This window comes from Shewanella sp. GD04112, from assembly GCF_029835735.1.
Classification (GTDB): Bacteria; Pseudomonadota; Gammaproteobacteria; order Enterobacterales; family Shewanellaceae; genus Shewanella.
The window spans coordinates 1228911-1246604 of the sequence record NZ_JAOEAL010000001.1 but is presented as its reverse complement, the minus strand read 5'-3'; the positions used below and the strand labels follow the sequence as shown (position 1 = coordinate 1246604).

Here is a 17694-nt window from a genome sequence, read left to right as displayed (position 1 = left end):
ACACTCTGCCCCTGTTATTTTATCGGGAGCACCATTATGGAGTTGTTGTGTCCAGCAGGAAACCTGGCCTCGCTAAAGTCGGCGCTGCAGGCCGGAGCCGATGCTGTCTACCTTGGGTTAAAGGATGATACCAATGCACGTTCATTCGCGGGCTTAAACTTCACCCCCGCAAAATTACAGGAAGCCGCCGAGCTAACCCATCAGCGGGGCAAGAAAATCTTCCTCACCTTAAATACCTTTCCTAAGCCGAATGAGGAACACCGCTGGTATCAAGCCATTGACTTGGCGGCCAGCATTGGCGTCGATGCCTTAATCGTCGCCGATCTGTCACTGCTCGACTATGCCCATAGGCAATATCCGCATATTCCGCTGCATTTATCGGTACAGGCCAGCGCCACCAACTTGGGCGCACTGAGCTTTTATAAAGAGGCTTTTAATATCGCGCGGGTGGTGTTACCCAGAGTGCTGTCGATGAAACAAGTGCGCGATTTAGCTAAGGTCAGCCCAGTCGATTTAGAGGTCTTTGCCTTTGGTAGTCTGTGCATCATGGCCGAAGGCCGCTGCCACTTATCCTCCTATGTTACTGGCCAATCGCCAAACACTGGCGGCTCTTGCTCTCCGGCGAAACACGTGCGCTGGCAGGAACAGGGCCAAGACAGGCTGACTCGCCTCAACGAAGTCTTAATTGATAAATCAGGGCTCGATGAGCAAATGGGCTACCCAGTCGTCTGTAAGGGCCGTTATCTCACCCAAGACGATGATAAACCGCAATATCTGCTCGAGTCCCCCACCAGTTTAAATACCCTTAGCTTGCTGCCAGAGCTTGCCAAGGCGGGCATAGTGTCACTTAAGATTGAGGGGCGGCAGCGCAGCCCAGCCTATGTAGAGCAAGTGACTAAAGTTTGGCGTCAAGCGATGGATACTTATCTTAATCAGCCAGATAAATTCCAGACGCAGGCCCATTGGGAGCAAGCCCTCGCGAAAGTCTCCGAAGGCCAAATTACCACCTTAGGCGCCTACGAGCGTGACTGGCAATAGTCCTCGGATAACCACGAAGAAGAAACGATTATGAAAATTTCCCTCGGCCCATTGCTCTATTGCTGGGAAAAACAACAGGTCATCGACTTTTACCAGCAGGTGGCCAACAGTCAGGTCCCGTTAGTTTATGTGGGTGAAGCCGTTTGTAGCCGTCGACGCGAACTCAAGTTTGGCGACTATCTCGAACTGGCGAAAATGCTTAAATCTGCGGGTAAAGAGGTGGTGCTGTCGACGCTCGCCCTTATCGAAGCGCCCTCTGAATACACTGAACTTAAACGCCAAGTCGACAATGGCGAGTTTAGCATTGAGGCCAACGACATGGCGGGCGTGTATCTCGCCAAGGAGCACAAGCTGCCCTTTGTCTGCGGCGCCAGCATCAACAACTACAACCGCGCCAGTTTAGATATTTTGCAGCGTTTCGGCATGCAGCGCTTTGTGATGCCAGTAGAACTGTCGAAGACTTGGCTTAGCCAAGTGATAGAGAACAAGCCCGCATTCGAAGTCGAAGTGCTCGGTCATGGCTACTTGCCACTCGCCCACTCGGCGCGCTGCTTTACCGCGAGGCATCAACACTTATCGAAGGACAGCTGCGAAACCGTTTGCCGCCAATACAGCAAGGGCTTACTGGCGCAGACGCAAGAGGCGCAACCTTTGCTCAGGTTAAACGGCATCCAAACCCAGTCGGCCAGCTGTGTCGATTTACGCAGCGAAATCAATGAAATGCTAAAGATGGGCGTCGATGTGTTTCGGGTTTCGCCCAGCAGCTTAGCCTGTATCACTAAGGCCGATGCGCTGGTCGAGGCGTTAAAGACTGGGGCAACGGACGCTCAGTTTCCTCTTAGCGATGAGTACTGTAACGGTTACTGGTTTGGCGAAGCGGGACTGAAATCCTTAAGCTGATAGCATGATGGGTTAATCACTAAAATCACTCACTCGGGAGCTGGCTCCTGAGCGAGTGATTGTGGAGTAAGCAGTAGCGCTACCGTCCAACTTAATAAACTCCCAAGCGCAATCCACTCCAACAATGCTGGCCACCATAAATCGGGCCTAGGCAGTTGCAACACCATTTCTTGATAGAAGGGCCTGTCTCCCTCGGTTAAGCCCAGCTCTAATAAGGGGGCATAGAGAAAGGTCATCATACTCAGCAATACCACAAGCGCTAACAATAGCGTCCAAGGTTGTCGCCTTTGTGAATTAAGGCCAGCCCACAGCAGATAACAGATGGCACTCGAACTGCCGAAGTAGAAAAACCATTTCAGGGCTAGGATATGCAGGTGATACACATTGACCGGAAACAATCCCACGCAGGCCAAGGCTAAAAACGTTAGCGCCAGCGCGCAGTAAAAGGGATAGCCCCAAAAACCACTTACGGTTTGCAAGGATGAAAGGCAATAAAACACAATGCTTAAACTGCCAAAAAACAAGCCACCATTGAGCACCACAGCAAGAGCGGAATGCCCATAGGTTCCCAATTCACTCAAGGTATGATTCAAAAAGTTGAAGGCTCGAGTCTCGGTCTGATCGAAGCCTAACACGGCCACGCCTATCCCGAGCAATAATCCAAAAATACCAAGAAAACCAAACTTAGTGGCGAGCGAAAAACCTCTTGTCGCGACATTCATTTTTGTAACAGTCATGGATAATTTAGCTAAACAAAAGTAGTACTAACTTACATGGAATTGAAAAGAATTAAAGCGGCGTTCATCCTCTTTAGGAGAAATATTTTATTTCACCACTATTTACGCTTATTTAGTCACTCGCGCGCAGCGCCCGTCCTTAGTCAATATTCAATTTAAAATATGCAAATACCGAGTAAAAACCGCATAAAAATGCACAACTCATTCAGAAACGCTGAGCTTATTGTCGGCGATAACCTCGCTATTACAATTCGCGTTAACTGCTTCACATTGTATGGAGAGCGGCAGAAGAACTAATCGTATTAACGGATAAAAAAACCGCAAAAGCGGAATATTCGAAGAATCTAAGGGAAAATTTTGTACAAAATCCCCCATGGCCACTAACAATATCAAGAATAAAACAACTCGATAAACCCGCTGCAACACCAAGATTTAATTGCATGATTTAGTTATCAAAACATCTAGCTTTCGCTAAATATCCGCCAAGATAAGCATTCAGAAATAGCCCAAATAACTATGCTATTTTGCTGCTTATCTCAAACAAATTTCCGAATCGTTTTACATAGCGGCGCTAAGCGAGTAATCTTCCCCCTTCTCGATTTTGAGTTGAATGAAAATGCACCTAACATCCGCCTAAGATGCGGCTTTGAGGGGCAATTTGTTCAAGTTTATTTGTGCGACTCGTACTTTTAAGGTGTACACCATTGGCTACTGAACATAAAAACCGCAACATTAAGACGATACTCACCTTTATCGTCCCTTCGCTGATCGGTCTGCTGCTGTTTATGACCCCTATCAGCTACAACGATGCGATTACCATTCCCATCGCAATCATCTCTAAAGCACTGCAAAGCGTGTTAAGCGATGTATTAACCTTAATCGTGACTGTGATTGTTGTCGCCATGGCCTTGGCCTCTGTGTTGACTAAGTTACTCAAACCTAAGTTTGTGCTGAACAATCACTTCCTCAATGGTTTACTTAACATCAGCCCGCTCTGGCTTGCGACGCGCGTCGTCGGCGCCGTCTTTATCGTGCTGACCTACTTTGGCATTGGCCCCGAAGCCATCAACTCTTCAAGCACTGGCGCCTTAGTACTGAACGACCTGTTGCCTGTACTCTTCTCGGTGTTTATCTTCGCCGGTATGTTACTGCCGCTACTGTTAAACTTCGGTCTATTAGAGCTCTTTGGCACCCTGCTGACCAAGGTAATGCGCCCCGTGTTTAACCTGCCAGGTCGCAGCGCCATCGACTGCATGGCCTCTTGGTTAGGTGATGGTAGCGTTGGGATTTTGCTGACCAGCAAGCAATACGAAGCGCGGTTTTACACCCAAAGGGAAGCCGCGGTTATCGGTACGACCTTCTCGGCGGTGTCAATTACCTTCAGCTTAGTGGTGATCTCGCAGGTGAAGTTGGAGCAAATGTTTGTCCCCTTCTACCTGACCGTATGTTTAGCGGGTTTTGCGGCGGCCGTGATTGTGCCTAAGCTGCCACCACTGTCGTGGAAAAAAGATAACTATATCGACGATACGCCACGTCAACCTGACGATGAGATGATCCCCGCAGGACACGGTGCACTCTCTTGGGGCTTTGATAAAGCACTCGAGAAAGCTGCCAGTGCTGGTGGTGTCAAAGCCGTTTTAAATGAAGGCGTTAAAAACGTTATCGATATGGTATTTGGCATTATCCCAGTGGTAATGGCCATTGGTACTACGGCGCTGATCATCGCCGAGCATACGCCTATCTTCAATTACTTAGGTATGCCGTTTATTCCATTACTGGAACTGCTGCATATCCCAGAAGCGACCGAAGCCTCTAAAACTATCGTTGTTGGCTTTGCCGATATGTTTATCCCGTCGATTTTAGCCAGCTCTATCGAATCGGATATGACCCGCTTTGTGATTGCCGCGTTATCAGTCACCCAGCTAATTTATATGAGTGAAGTGGGCGCGCTGCTGATTGGCAGTAAGATCCCAGTGAATTTTGTTGAGCTATTCGTGGTGTTCGTACTGCGTACCTTAGTGACTCTGCCAGTGATTGCCGGCGTGGCTCACCTGCTGTTCTAAGCGCAACATCACCTTAAATATCAAGGGGAGTCAGATTAACTGACTCCCCTTTTTTGTATCACTTATAAATGCATTCATTAACGAACTCATACACAAACAAGCAGTTTTGATTACTTCGTTGAGTGTGGGTTAGTCGTACAAACTCCACTCGTTACCATATAACTCAGTTTTACAGGAAGTCATTTAGCATTTCTGGATACTACTGCTGAAGGATAAAGCTTGGCTGTTTAACTCTTTAAGTACTGGCTTTTGGTGAGCCATGGCATTCTCTCACCGACACGCAACAAGTCCATCCGTGGATGCTCGACCGCCCCGTCCGTGGGGCGGACGGTCGTCTCGCTAATCACCATGGCTCACCCGTTTAACATCGGTATAGCCTGTTAGTTTTAAAGCAGATATGTAATTCGTATAGGGACAAAAGCGTGTTAGATCCCCAACACTAATTTTTGAGTTTCGGATTAAAATTTCTATGGGTTTAACGCCTCAATAACCGGCGCGGTTTTGCCGCGTCCGGCACGCGAAGCGTGCGTAGTTAATTGACTTGTTATGAGTCTTCTAGGCTATCAATGACCTCATCAATAACTTTGAAAATTACTTTATAAGGTGCCTTAAAGTACTCTCTTTTTGGGTTAACTCTATACTCGCTTAGCTTCTCATGGATAAGCTTTTCAGCAAGAACACAGTCATTAACATCCCATTCTTGCATGACGTGAAAATGATCTGGAGAGCTGGTGCTACCAGAAAGCTCCTTTGATCTTTCTTCAGGATTCCTTCTAGTTAAACCAACTTTGAAAACATTTTTGTCATGAGCTGCGGAGCGCATAACATATATAAACCCTTCGTTATCTGCACTAGATGAATTTGACACAACTTTAACTGAAATAGGCTTATTAGATGTTTCTTTCCATTCGAGAGTTTTACTAACCCAAGTGCGACCTTGTATTGGTGAATTGTTTTTATCTTCACCTTTGGATTGAAAAGGTAATTTTTTCCAGTAACCTGATGTTTCAACTCTTAACTCTGGGGCTAAAAACTCTCGGCGTGAAGGATGATTACGATTAATAGGCTGAATGTTCTCAACGTTTCTGAAAGCTATCTTCAAGTCAACCCTAGCTAGTTTATTAGCTTTTTTAAAACTGGGTTTATTTCTATTTTGACCAAATTCTGTCGGGTGTCTCTCTATAGAAATTGTATCTTCATATTCATTTCTGAAAACAGGGAGAAATAATGCTGTTTTACATAACTCAAATAATGGGGTGTACTCTTCAATTTTGATATTTTGTGTTTTGAACGCTTCTTCAAGCTCTTTAGAATGAAAATTTCCTTCATGATCTAGAAAACAATCCATATCATCACTCAAACCAGTAAAACTTCTACCCGCATCTTGATATATATAACGCGCATCGATAGTTGATGACTCCATATCAAAGCGAACTAGAACTATAGTTCTCCACAAATTACTATTTGGAAGCAAAGGTACAGCTTCGACTTTTAAGGATTCGTCAGGGTTTATTCCGTTAAAACACTGCGCTTTAGACATATCAATGTCTAAGGATTTTGTTTTTTCATTCAGGTCGCATTTTTGTCCCGCAAGCATAACAACTGAAACTTCATTTTTATGCTTAACAAGTGAGATAGATAAGATGCCAAATTCTTCATCAGCAGTTGTGGAAAACAAAAAGTTAGAAGGATCATCAACAGAATTAAATGAATAAACTGTACCATCTTCAACAAATTCATTTAGGTTACCTATATCACAGGGGCAATCCTCCGAGGTTACAAAATTAAGAAAATCATCAAAAGAAAAAATACAATCAATTTCGTTATTAATAATAAAAGTTGCTGATGGTGGTATAAAAGTATTAAAAGCTTCAACTACATTGAATGAGCCAGGTAGTTGGTGTAAAGAATGATTGAAAACCCTATTATTATATTCTGTATTGTATTCTCTTAATAAAGTATCGGCGGGCAATCCAGCACCATTTAATTCTTGAACTATGCAAGTGGCTACAGCTTCGTTGAATATTTTCTTCGTATACTCTTTTACGAATGGATTGTTCTCATTTTTCTTGATGTGTTTTTGTAGAATATGCCACTCAGGGGTTCCTTCACGAGGAATTGCAACTTTCCCTATTTCTTTCATTCGATCGCGATGCACAGAGTTCTCCATTAAGACTCATAACATTTTATTCGTGCGCATGCGCGTTTACCTCGTTGGACCAGTGAAAACGTGCATTGTTAACTATCTGTATACAAAGAACTTATCAGCTTTCTGCCAAATACACCATCTGGAAAAACGCGCATGCGCGTTTTCCAAACCTATTAACTAAAACTCAGCCTCTATAGTCAATTGATTTTATAGCGTTTTATTTATTACGCATGGAATTAGTGCGCACTAATTTTGTCTAAAAATAATACCAAAACACCTAAATTTAAATATGACTGTATAGCCATACATTATTAGCCGTTTAGCGGTAGGGCCAAACATAGGTAACTAGATGAAAATTTGTATGGCAACAAGAGTAGGTATTTTCGATTGAGATAACGAGCTGAAACACGAAAAGGGATAAAAGCTTTTAGCCAAATGAACAGTTCAATGGTCGTTAAGATTGCCATTGTTGCAACTGTGACCGTTGGCGGCATGGATGCCGCCGTCGAGCCCTCAAGGATGAGTTCATGGCGTGTCACAGGGGAAACAATGACAATTCATCCAGCACACCAAGCGATAATACAATCTAGCTTTAGGCAAAAGTAAGTTAAATCCTCCAGCCAGTTCTCATTGCATCCAGATCCAAATCTTGATGGTTAAGTTCAAGTTAATCCAACTTACTGTCATCTGCATGTCACTTAAGCTTCATCATTCAGTCAAAGCTCGTCACTAATCTCTAAGGCAGTCAACAGCCGCATAGGGTGAATATGAGATGACTGGAGCTAATTACAGGGGACTTGATCGCACGCTTATCGACGCACTCAAGACTCCCCGCAACTCTTCCCGTAACACTCCTTCCAACTCTTCCGACAATGCTCCATCCAGTGTTTACGACACTTCCTTCTCAACCCCACATATTGCCAACGCCAGCAACGCCGCAAATAGCCAAACCATCACAGTCAACGCCCTCTGGCTATCGGATATCCATCTCGGTTGTAAGGATTGCAAAGCCGACTATCTGTTAAGCCTATTAAATACCGTGCGTTGTCAGCACTTGTATCTGGTCGGCGATATTGTGGATTTATGGGCGCTCAAACGCCGCCTGCACTGGCCCGAGAGCCACAATAAGGTATTGCAAAAGCTGATTGAACTGGCACAAAACGGCACTCAGGTGATGTATCTGCCGGGTAACCACGATGAGTTAATCAAGCCCTATGCCGAACTGACACTATTGAATATCAAGATAGCTCGCCAACATATTCATCAGGGGATTGGCGGCCACAAACTGTTAATGCTGCATGGCGATCAGTTCGATGCCGATGTTTGCGTTGGCCGCTTCTACGCCATCTTGGGCGATCATCTCTACGACTTGTTGCTGTTCCTCAACCGCAATCTCCATCGCCTGCGAGAGCGTTTAGGCTACCCGTATTGGTCACTCGCCAGCTATATAAAATCCCGCGTTGGCAAGGCGCAGACGGCTATCGCCCGTTTTCGCCAAGCCGTAGTGAATTATGCCCAGCACTATGATGTGGATGGCGTGATCTGCGGCCATATCCACCAGCCAGAGTTATCGGTTCACGCTCGAGATAACCAATACAGCACGCCGGATAAGCGCCAGATAATCTATGCCAATGATGGCGACTGGGTCGAAAACTGCAGCCTGATCACCGAAACCTTAAACGGGGAATTACAGCTCTGCCGCTGGAACGAGCAAAGCGTAAACCTCGATATTCTGAGCAGTATTGTGCTGGCGCAAACGCCACCCAAAGCGCCTGTTAACGCCCCAAAACCTATTCCACAAACGGCCACACACAGCCCCAAACAAGCAGAAATCCAACCAAGGGATGTCGCCTAATCATGACCCCATTAACACCTCATACCCCAAACGCTGATTCATTAAGCTCTAACACATTAAGCGCCAACGCATTAACGCAGAACACAGCAAGCGGAGCAGTAGCCATGCCACTGCCCGCCTTAAAAGCCAGTTCGATGATCTTTACCGTCGATAATGTGGTGGAGCAAAACCTGCCCGCCCTCAAGGATAAACCTTGGTTAGCCAAGCCGACTAAGGCCATGCTGCGTTACCTGTTGAATGAAAAACAATGTAACGAGATAGCCAACCAATTTGCCTATCTGCAAGGGGTCGATTTTGTCGAGCAAGTGCTCGCCAGCTTCGATTTTAGCTTTACCGTGCCCGCCAACGAGGTCGAAAATATTCCCTGTGAGGGCCGCGTGGTGATCTTCGCCAATCATCCGATTGGCTCCCTCGATGCGCTTGCCCTGATTAAACTCGTCAGCGAAATTCGCCCCGATATCAAGGTTGTGGCGAACGAGCTCCTGATGGCGCTCGAACCTTTGCATTCAATCCTACTGCCAGTGCGCAATATGACGGGCGGCACGCCGAAACAGCACCTCGAAAAAATCCACCAGCATCTGCGTAATGAAGGCGCGGTACTGATTTTCCCGTCGGGAGAAGTCTCTCGCCTGCGCCCGAGCGGCGTGCGCGATACCCAGTGGCACTCGGGCTTTTTGAAGATGGCGATTTCCTGTAATGCACCGCTGCTGCCAATCTTTTTGGATGCTAAAAACTCGGCCACCTTCTACGGCGCCTCGATGATTTACAAACCCTTAGCCACATTGCTATTGGTCAAGGAGATGTTTAAACAGGCCAAACGCAATATGCCCATTCGTATCGGCGAGCTTATCCCGAACGAAGCCGTACGCTCGATGGACTTTCCGCTAAAGACCAAGATAAAACTGCTTAAAAATCATCTGTATCGCATCGGTAAAGATAAAGACCCACTGTTTATCACCCAAAGCGCCATCGCCCACCCTGAGTCGCGCCGAGAGCTACAGGCGGCGCTGCAACAATGTGAACTCCTCGGCGAAACCCAAGATAACAAGCTGATTTATTTGTATCAGCATCAGGACAGCAACCCCATCATGCGCGAAATTGGGCGCCTGCGGGAAATCGCCTTTCGCGCCGTTGGCGAAGGCACGGGCAAACGCCGAGATATCGATAAATATGATTCCTACTACCAACATCTGGTGCTGTGGGATAAAGAGCAGTTTGAAATTGTCGGCGCCTATCGTTTCGCCAGCGGCGAGCAAGTGCTAAATCGCTACGGCGACAACGCCCTCTACAGCCAATCCCTGTTCCAATATGCCGACGGTTTTATGCCCTTTGTTAAACAAGGCTTAGAACTTGGCCGCAGCTTTGTGCAGCCCAAATATTGGGGCAAACGCAGTCTCGACTACCTCTGGTTTGGCATTGGCGCCTTCCTCGCCAAACATCCCGAATACCGCTACCTGTTCGGCCCTGTTTCCATCAGTAATCAACTGCCTGGCAGCGCGCGGGAGATGTTAGTGCATTTCTACTCCAAGGAGTTTGCGCCAGCACAGCAGCTAGCGGTGTCAATGTCGCCCTTTGGCTTGTCCAAGCAGCGTAAGTTGCAGTTGGATGAACTCTATTCGGGCGAGGATTACCAAAGCCACTTTAAGCAACTCAAACAAATGCTGGCGAGTATGGGCGCCGCGGTACCAACCCTGTACAAGCAGTATGGCGAGCTGTGTAAGCAGGATGGGGTGAAGTTTCTCGCCTTTGGGATCGATGCCGATTTTGGTGACTGTGTCGATGGCTTAGTCTTGGTCGATACCCATAAACTGAAGGGGAAAAAGTACCAGCGTTATATCGGCGCCCATTTACCCGAAGACTTACGCAACCCCTTGATGGCAGAGGACGAAACCGACGAACAGGATTAGGCACAAATCCGCCCTAATACATTGGCTAAATAAACATCGGTCTGTTATAAGTATCTGTAATACAGTGCATTAACGATACACGTCCTAGGAAGGGGTTTATCATGCCGATCATTATCGCCGATATTATGCGTACCCGAGTCGTCACGGTCGAAATGGACGATCGCTTAACCGTGGCGAAGGATATTTTCGATCAGGCAAACTTCCACCATCTGCTGGTGGTGGATGAATATAAACTCGAAGGGGTATTGTCGGAGCGCGACTTACTGCGTGCCATCAGCCCGAATTTGGGCAGCAGTGCCGAAACCGCTAAGGATCTCGAAACCCTACAAAAACGCGTCCATCAGGTGATGACCCGTAATCCCGTTACCGTTGCGCCACATGTGTCGCTCGATGCTGCGACGCACACCCTGCTAGAACACAATATTGGCTGTTTGCCCGTGCTCGATAATGGCGATTTGGTCGGGATAGTGACTTGGAAGGATTTACTGCGAGCCTATTGTGAACACAATGAGGTCAATGAAAGCGAGTGCTAACGGCACTCGCTTTCAACTTTATAAACTAGATCGCCCAGCCGCCCATATAGAAGGCCACAAGACCCAGCGTAATGGCGAGCACGCCTAACTTAAGCTGACGGATTTCACCGCTAAAAATGCGGCCAACCACTAAAGTCACAAAGCCAAGCATAATACCCGTCACAATGTTACAGCTGAGGATGATGAATACGGCGCAGGTTAATCCCGCCATCGCATCGACCTTGTCATTAAAGTCCAGCTTAGTCACATTGCTGAGCATCAATAGCCCCACATACATCAACGCAGGCGCCGTAGCATAGGCAGGCACTAAATAGCTGAGTGGCGCTAAAAACACCATCAGCAGGAATAATCCGCCCACTATAGTCGCGGTTAAACCCGTCTTACCGCCCGCCGCAGTACCCGCTGCCGATTCGATATACACGGCAGCAGGAGCGCCACCAACGATACCCGCAAACATGCTGCTCACAGAATCTGACGTTAATGCCTTGCCACCGCCGACGATATTATCGTCTTTATCCAGCAGATTGGCTTGCCCCGCGACCGCACGGATGGTGCCAGTGGCATCAAAAATCGCCGTCATCACCAGCGCCAGTACAATCGGTAATACCACAGGATTCAAGGCGCCCATAATATCCATTTGGCCAATCAGCGAGTGCTCAGAGGTAAAATCAGGCACGGCGAAGAAACCTTGGAATTTAACGCTTGGATCAAACACTAAACCGAACAGGGATAGGCCGATAATCACCAATAAAATCCCGCCGGGTACGCCGCGACGCTCTAAACCGATAGTGGCCGCTAACCCCAGTACGGTGGCGATAACGGGCAGGCTGTTAATGTCGCCTAACTTCACTGGCAGACCCGCGTCATTGGCCACAATCAACTGCACACTGTTAGTGGCAATTAAGAGTAAAAACAAGCCAATACCGATACCTGTACCATGGGCAATCCCCTTGGGTAAGTTAGCCAGCACCCATTGACGCACGCCCGTGACACTCACGACGGTAAAAATCACCCCCATCCAAAAGATGGCGCCTAAGGTCACAGGGATACTCATGCCCTGACCTAACACTAAACCGAAGGCGGTAAAGGCGGTGAGTGAAATCGCACAACCAATGGCCATGGGTAGATTTGCCCAGAGCCCCATCAGCAGCGAGCCGAAGGAGGCAATTAAACAGGTGGCGACGAACACGGCGCCGGGATCGAATCCCGCTTTGCCTAACATATTGGGTACCACAATCACTGAGTACACCATAGCGAGGAAGGTGGTTAACCCTGCAATCACTTCTTGGCGAACAGTGCTACCACGTTGTTGAATTGAAAAAAAACGGTCCAGAAACGAACCAGAGGGTACGGCTGTTGAACTCAATTGCTCAGACATATCTTGTTATACCTTGTGATCTCTTAAAATAGGGTCGATACCAATTGGCTTAACCATTGGCGACGCTGGCTGCGGCAGATTAGAGCCCCAAATCCAATGACTTGGGTGAGAGATCCACATCATTCTCCTACATCGGGAAAAATCCATGATCTGCAAGCAGTGACGCTTTGCATCGTTAAAATGGCTTCAACGAGACAAACGCAGCCTTTGTTGGGCGCGGATAATACTGTAAACGCCGCCAGATAGCTAAGACCTCGCCTGCACTTCAGTAAATAATTAGCGAAAAAATTCAAAATCAGTGTTTAAAAAAACGCCTAAACCGCACAACAAACTGCCGAGTTCGATCACAGAAATTAGATTAACTCTCTGTCAGTAAAACAAAAAGTCATCGGCTTTTTAAAATTTTCATAATTTTTCATATATTGTCAAAGCCCATTCATCCCTGCAGGCAAGTCCATTCACATCTCCCCTTTATAGTGCTCCCATCAAAAATCGCTTTCGAACGGAGCTCTTCCCAATGACAAAGCCCACTATGCAAACATCGGATAAGTCCTCACGCAGCAATGAGTTAAAGGCGCTGGGATTCATCATTTTCATACTCTTTCCCGCACTGACTGTCGCGGGGATCAGTCTCTACGGTTTCATCATTTGGATGATCCAAGCCTTCGGCGGCGTTGTCGGCCACTAATTCACTGATACTTTGAGGACGCTATTATGAAGTGGTTAACCAACCTCTGGCGCACACTAAACAAACCCACAAAAGCTCTCACCTTAGGCGCTGTCAGCATCAGTGCTTTTATCATGGGCATCATCTTCTGGGGCGGATTTAACACCGCACTGGAAGCCACCAACACCGAAGCCTTCTGTATCAGCTGCCACAGTATGGAAAGCAAGCCATACCAAGAATTACAGGAAACTGTGCATTGGTCGAATCACTCTGGCGTGCGCGCCACCTGCCCTGACTGCCACGTGCCCCACAACTGGAGCCGTAAGATTGCCCGTAAGATGGAAGCTTCCCACGATGTTTGGGGCTGGTTATTCAACACGGTCAACACCCCTGAAAAATTTGAAGCTAAACGCCTCGAAATGGCGAGCCGCGAATGGAAACGTTTCGATCGCGACAATTCTCTGGCCTGTAAAAACTGCCACAACTACAACTCCATGAAGTGGGAAAGCATGTCTCCACTGGCGCAAAAACAGATGAAACGCGCCGCCGAAATCGACCAAAGCTGTATCGATTGCCACAAAGGTATTGCCCACCATTTACCTGAAATGGGCACGGCCCGCGCACCCGAACTCATCGCCGAAGTGGGCGCTGGCGTCAGCTCAGTCGAAACCAACCAAACCTACTACAGCGCCCTGACTAAGCCACTGTTCTTTAGTGAAAAAGGTGACGTTGAAGCCGGTACCTTAAACGTGGCCACTAAAGTCAAAGTGCTCGAAACCCAAGGTAAGCGCATCAAAATTGGCATCGATGGCTGGCGTAAGAAAATCGGCGCAGGCCGCGTGATATACATGGACTTTGGGGTAAACATTCTGTCGGCGCAGTTAAGCAAAGATGCAGCCGAAACCGAAGGTGTTATCCAAACCTTTGAAGAGAAAGAAGACCCAATGACAGGCCTGAAATGGCAACGGGTTGAAGCCCAAATCTGGACCGATAAGGATTACCTGCTCACCGAGCTGCAACCACTCTGGGGCTATGCCCGCGACACGTTCCGCTCAAGCTGTAGCGTGTGCCACACCCAGCCAGATGAAGCGCATTTCGATGCCAATACCTGGCCTGGCATGTTCCAAGGCATGTTGGCCTTCGTGAACATGGACCAAGACACCCAAGCGCTAGTGCAGAAATACCTGCAGGAACATTCGTCAACCTTCGTGAAAAAAGAGCACTAATTCGGGAGTAATACCATGAACAGAAGAGACTTTTTAAAAGGCTTAGCCTCAACCTCTTTCGTTGCTTTAGGTGGCAGCTCAGTGTTAGCGCCCTTAAACGCGCTGGCCAGCACAGGTTTAAATGAAGACGAATGGCTGACTACTGGCTCACACTTCGGCGCCTTCAAAATCAAACGTAAAAACGGTGTGATTGCCGAGGTCAAAGCTTTCGATTTAGATAAATATCCAACGGATATGATTAACGGTATCCGTGGTATGGTCTATAACCCATCTCGCGTGCGTTACCCTATGGTTCGCTTAGACTTTTTACTGAAAGGCCATAAGAGCAATACCCAGCAACGGGGAGATTTCCGTTTCGTTCGTGTGACCTGGGATAAAGCATTAAAGCTGTTTAAACACTCACTCGATGAAGTCCAAACCAAGTACGGTCCATCGGGCTTACACGCGGGGCAAACCGGCTGGCGCGCCACCGGGCAACTGCATTCCAGCACCAGCCATATGCAGCGTGCGGTGGGGATGCACGGCAACTACGTGAAGAAAATCGGTGACTACTCCACAGGTGCAGGCCAAACCATTCTGCCCTATGTGTTAGGTTCAACCGAAGTATATGCCCAAGGCACCTCTTGGCCGCTGATCTTAGAAAACAGCAGCACTATCGTGCTCTGGTCAAACGATCCTTACAAAAACCTGCAAGTGGGTTGGAACGCCGAAACCCATGAGGCCTTCGCTTACCTCGCGCAGTTAAAAGAGAAGGTCAAACAGGGCAAGATCCGCGTGATCAGTATCGACCCTGTGGTCACCAAAACTCAGGCCTACCTTGGCTGTGAACAGTTGTATGTTAACCCACAGACTGACGTGACGCTGATGCTGGCCATCGCCCATGAGATGATCACCCAAAAACTTTACGATGATAAATTTATCCAAGGCTACAGCTTAGGCTTCGAAGAGTTTGTGCCTTACGTAATGGGCACTAAAGATGGTATCGCCAAAACCCCTGAGTGGGCAGCGCCAATCTGTGGGGTTGAGCCACACATCATTCGCGATCTGGCGAAAACCTTAGTTAAGGGCCGCACTCAAATCATGATGGGTTGGTGTATTCAGCGCCAACAACACGGTGAGCAACCTTACTGGATGGCCGCAGTCCTCGCGACCATGATAGGTCAAATTGGTTTGCCCGGCGGCGGCATCAGCTATGGTCACCACTACTCTAGCATTGGTGTACCTGCAACAAACGCAGCGGCGCCCGGCGCCTTCCCCCGTAACTTAGACGAGAACCAAAAACCCCTGTTCGACAGCACCGACTTTAAAGGCGCGAGCAGCACTATTCCCGTCGCCCGTTGGATTGATGCGATCCTCGAACCCGGCAAAACCATTGATGCCAACGGTTCGAAAGTGGTGTATCCCGATATTAAGATGATGATTTTCTCGGGTAATAACCCATGGAACCACCATCAAGACCGTAACCGCATGAAGCAAGCCTTCCATAAACTGGAATGCGTGGTCACTATCGATGTGAACTGGACGGCAACTTGCCGCTTCTCCGACATAGTGCTGCCCGCCTGCACCACCTATGAGCGCAACGATATCGACGTATACGGCGCCTATGCTAACCGCGGTATTTTGGCGATGCAGAAGATGGTCGAGCCGCTATTTGAAAGTTTGTCAGACTTTGAAATCTTCACTCGTTTTGCCGCGCTGATGGGTAAAGAGAAAGAATACACCCGTAATATGAGCGAAATGGAGTGGATAGAAACCCTCTATAACGAGTGTAAAGCCGCGAACGCGGGTAAGTATGAGATGCCAGATTTTGCCACCTTCTGGAAGCAAGGTTATGTGCACTTTGGTGATGGCGAACTGTGGACACGCCACGCCGACTTTAGAAACGACCCAGAAATCAATCCATTAGGTACGCCTTCTGGCTTGATTGAAATCTTCAGCCGTAAGATTGAACAGTTCGGTTATGACGACTGCCAAGGCCATCCAATTTGGATGGAAAAAGCCGAGCGTAGCCATGGCGGCCCGGGGTCGGACAAATATCCTGTGTGGCTACAATCTTGCCACCCGGATAAACGTCTGCACTCACAGATGTGTGAGTCGAAGGAATACCGCGAAACCTACACAGTCAACGGCCGCGAACCCATCTATATCAGCCCTGTGGATGCCAAAGCGCGCGGCATTAAAGATGGCGATATAGTGCGTGTCTTTAACGACCGTGGCCAACTGTTAGCGGGCGCCGTGGTATCGGATCGCTTCCCTAAAGGCGTAGTGCGAATTCATGAAGGCGCATGGTATGGCCCTGTGGGTAAAGATGGCAGCGTCGAAGGCGGCGCCGAAATCGGTGCCCTGTGTAGCTATGGCGACCCGAATACTCTGACCTTAGACATTGGCACCTCGAAGTTGGCTCAAGCCTGCTCAGCCTATACTTGTCTGGTCGAGTTTGAGAAATACCAAGGCAAAGTCCCTAAGGTCAGCTCCTTCGATGGTCCTATCGAAGTCGAAATCTAACCGAGCCCACAAGGCGATGCGCCTAGTCAACTAGGCGCATTCCACTGTTATTCTTGAGGAACATGCGATGAGCAATGTCGATATCAATCATGCCAGAGCCTTAGTGTATCAGCTGCTGTCTTCTCTGTTTGCCCGTGAAATTGATGAGCAGCGCCTTAAGCAACTCACCAGTGAGCAAGCGCAGCAATTCTGGACACAACTGGGTTATGCGCCCGAGTTTAGTGCACCAGTCGCCAGCATACAGAAGGTGCTGAATGGCTTAACGAGCGATGAAGCCTTGCTCGAACTTGCCGCCGATTATTGCGGTTTATTCCTCGTAGGCACAAAGCACAGCGCGTCGCCCTATGCCAGCCTGTACTTGAGCCCCGAGGAAGAACCCTTGCTATTTGGGCAGCAGCATCAACAAATGAGCGAGTTTTTACACCAGAGCAAACTGCAAGTGCAGAGTCACTTCCCTGAACCTGCCGATCACTTAGCCGTGATCCTCGCCTATATGGGACACTTAACTTGTCACAGTGAAGATGCTGCCCAGTTAAGCTTCCTAAATGCTTGTATAGACTCTTGGTTAGCCAAGTTTGTCGCCAAGGTCGTTGAGTGCGATAGCAAACACAGCAATGGCTTTTACAGCGCTCTCGCCACACTCACCCTCGCTTGGGTGCAGCAAGATAAACAGCAGTTAGAACAGGCAATGCATTGATCGCCACCAGCCTAAAGCCCGAGTAGCGTTAAACCCGAG

General features: G+C 48.1%; 13 protein-coding genes. 10 read left to right on the top strand and 3 right to left on the bottom strand.

Features of this window, described 5'->3' with window-relative positions; translation table 11 throughout:
- Positions 1–36 precede the first annotated feature (36 nt).
- The gene (locus N7386_RS05475; RefSeq protein WP_279767333.1) at positions 37–1038 is read left to right on the top strand and encodes a U32 family peptidase; all 1002 of its coding nucleotides are present in this window, start codon (positions 37–39) and stop codon (positions 1036–1038) included.
- Positions 1039–1068: 30 nt separating this feature from the next.
- Complete coding sequence (locus N7386_RS05470) at positions 1069–1938, top strand: U32 family peptidase (RefSeq protein WP_279767331.1); 870 nt, start codon at positions 1069–1071, stop codon at positions 1936–1938.
- A gap of 29 nt (positions 1939–1967) precedes the next feature.
- Here the strand turns inward: N7386_RS05470 and N7386_RS05465 are convergent, their stop codons facing one another.
- On the bottom strand, positions 1968–2675 hold the full coding sequence (locus tag N7386_RS05465) for a hypothetical protein (protein ID WP_279767329.1): 708 nt from the start codon (positions 2673–2675) through the stop codon (positions 1968–1970).
- A 704-nt stretch (positions 2676–3379) separates the two neighbouring features.
- Between N7386_RS05465 and N7386_RS05460 the strand changes: the two genes are divergently transcribed.
- A complete protein-coding gene (locus tag N7386_RS05460) occupies positions 3380–4738 on the top strand; it encodes a YjiH family protein (protein WP_023266715.1) in 1359 nt (452 codons plus the stop codon).
- A 544-nt stretch (positions 4739–5282) separates the two neighbouring features.
- Here the strand turns inward: N7386_RS05460 and N7386_RS05455 are convergent.
- Complete coding sequence (locus N7386_RS05455) at positions 5283–6908, bottom strand: GIY-YIG nuclease family protein (RefSeq protein ID WP_279767324.1); 1626 nt, start codon at positions 6906–6908, stop codon at positions 5283–5285.
- Positions 6909–7659: 751 nt separating this feature from the next.
- Here N7386_RS05455 and N7386_RS05450 point away from each other — a divergent pair.
- From N7386_RS05450 to N7386_RS05440, 3 genes are all read left to right on the top strand, one after another.
- On the top strand, positions 7660–8742 hold the full coding sequence (locus N7386_RS05450; RefSeq protein ID WP_126512637.1) for a UDP-2,3-diacylglucosamine diphosphatase: 1083 nt from the start codon (positions 7660–7662) through the stop codon (positions 8740–8742).
- Positions 8743–8846: 104 nt separating this feature from the next.
- On the top strand, positions 8847–10649 hold the full coding sequence (locus tag N7386_RS05445) for a lysophospholipid acyltransferase family protein (RefSeq protein WP_086022265.1): 1803 nt from the start codon (positions 8847–8849) through the stop codon (positions 10647–10649).
- 101 nt (positions 10650–10750) lie between these two features.
- A complete protein-coding gene (locus tag N7386_RS05440; RefSeq protein ID WP_011621846.1) occupies positions 10751–11182 on the top strand; it encodes a CBS domain-containing protein in 432 nt (143 codons plus the stop codon).
- 25 nt (positions 11183–11207) lie between these two features.
- Here N7386_RS05440 and N7386_RS05435 read toward each other — a convergent pair whose 3' ends face one another.
- Positions 11208–12560, bottom strand: a complete 1353-nt coding sequence (locus tag N7386_RS05435) for an NCS2 family permease (RefSeq protein WP_086903685.1) — start codon at positions 12558–12560, stop codon at positions 11208–11210.
- A gap of 517 nt (positions 12561–13077) precedes the next feature.
- On the opposite strand from N7386_RS05435, the gene torE reads away from it, so the two are divergent.
- The 4 genes from torE (at position 13078) to torD (ending at position 17655) form a co-directional block, all read left to right on the top strand.
- Positions 13078–13248 carry a trimethylamine N-oxide reductase system protein TorE gene (gene torE / locus N7386_RS05430; protein WP_011621844.1) on the top strand — a complete coding sequence of 57 codons (171 nt, stop codon included), beginning with the start codon at positions 13078–13080 and terminating at the stop codon, positions 13246–13248.
- Between the two features lie 26 nt (positions 13249–13274).
- A complete protein-coding gene (gene torC, locus N7386_RS05425; protein ID WP_011625513.1) occupies positions 13275–14453 on the top strand; it encodes a pentaheme c-type cytochrome TorC in 1179 nt (392 codons plus the stop codon).
- A 15-nt stretch (positions 14454–14468) separates the two neighbouring features.
- A complete protein-coding gene (torA, locus tag N7386_RS05420) occupies positions 14469–16958 on the top strand; it encodes a trimethylamine-N-oxide reductase TorA (RefSeq protein ID WP_279767319.1) in 2490 nt (829 codons plus the stop codon).
- 67 nt (positions 16959–17025) lie between these two features.
- Positions 17026–17655, top strand: a complete 630-nt coding sequence (gene torD / locus N7386_RS05415) for a molecular chaperone TorD (RefSeq protein WP_279767317.1) — start codon at positions 17026–17028, stop codon at positions 17653–17655.
- The last annotated feature ends 39 nt before the right edge of the window (positions 17656–17694 follow it).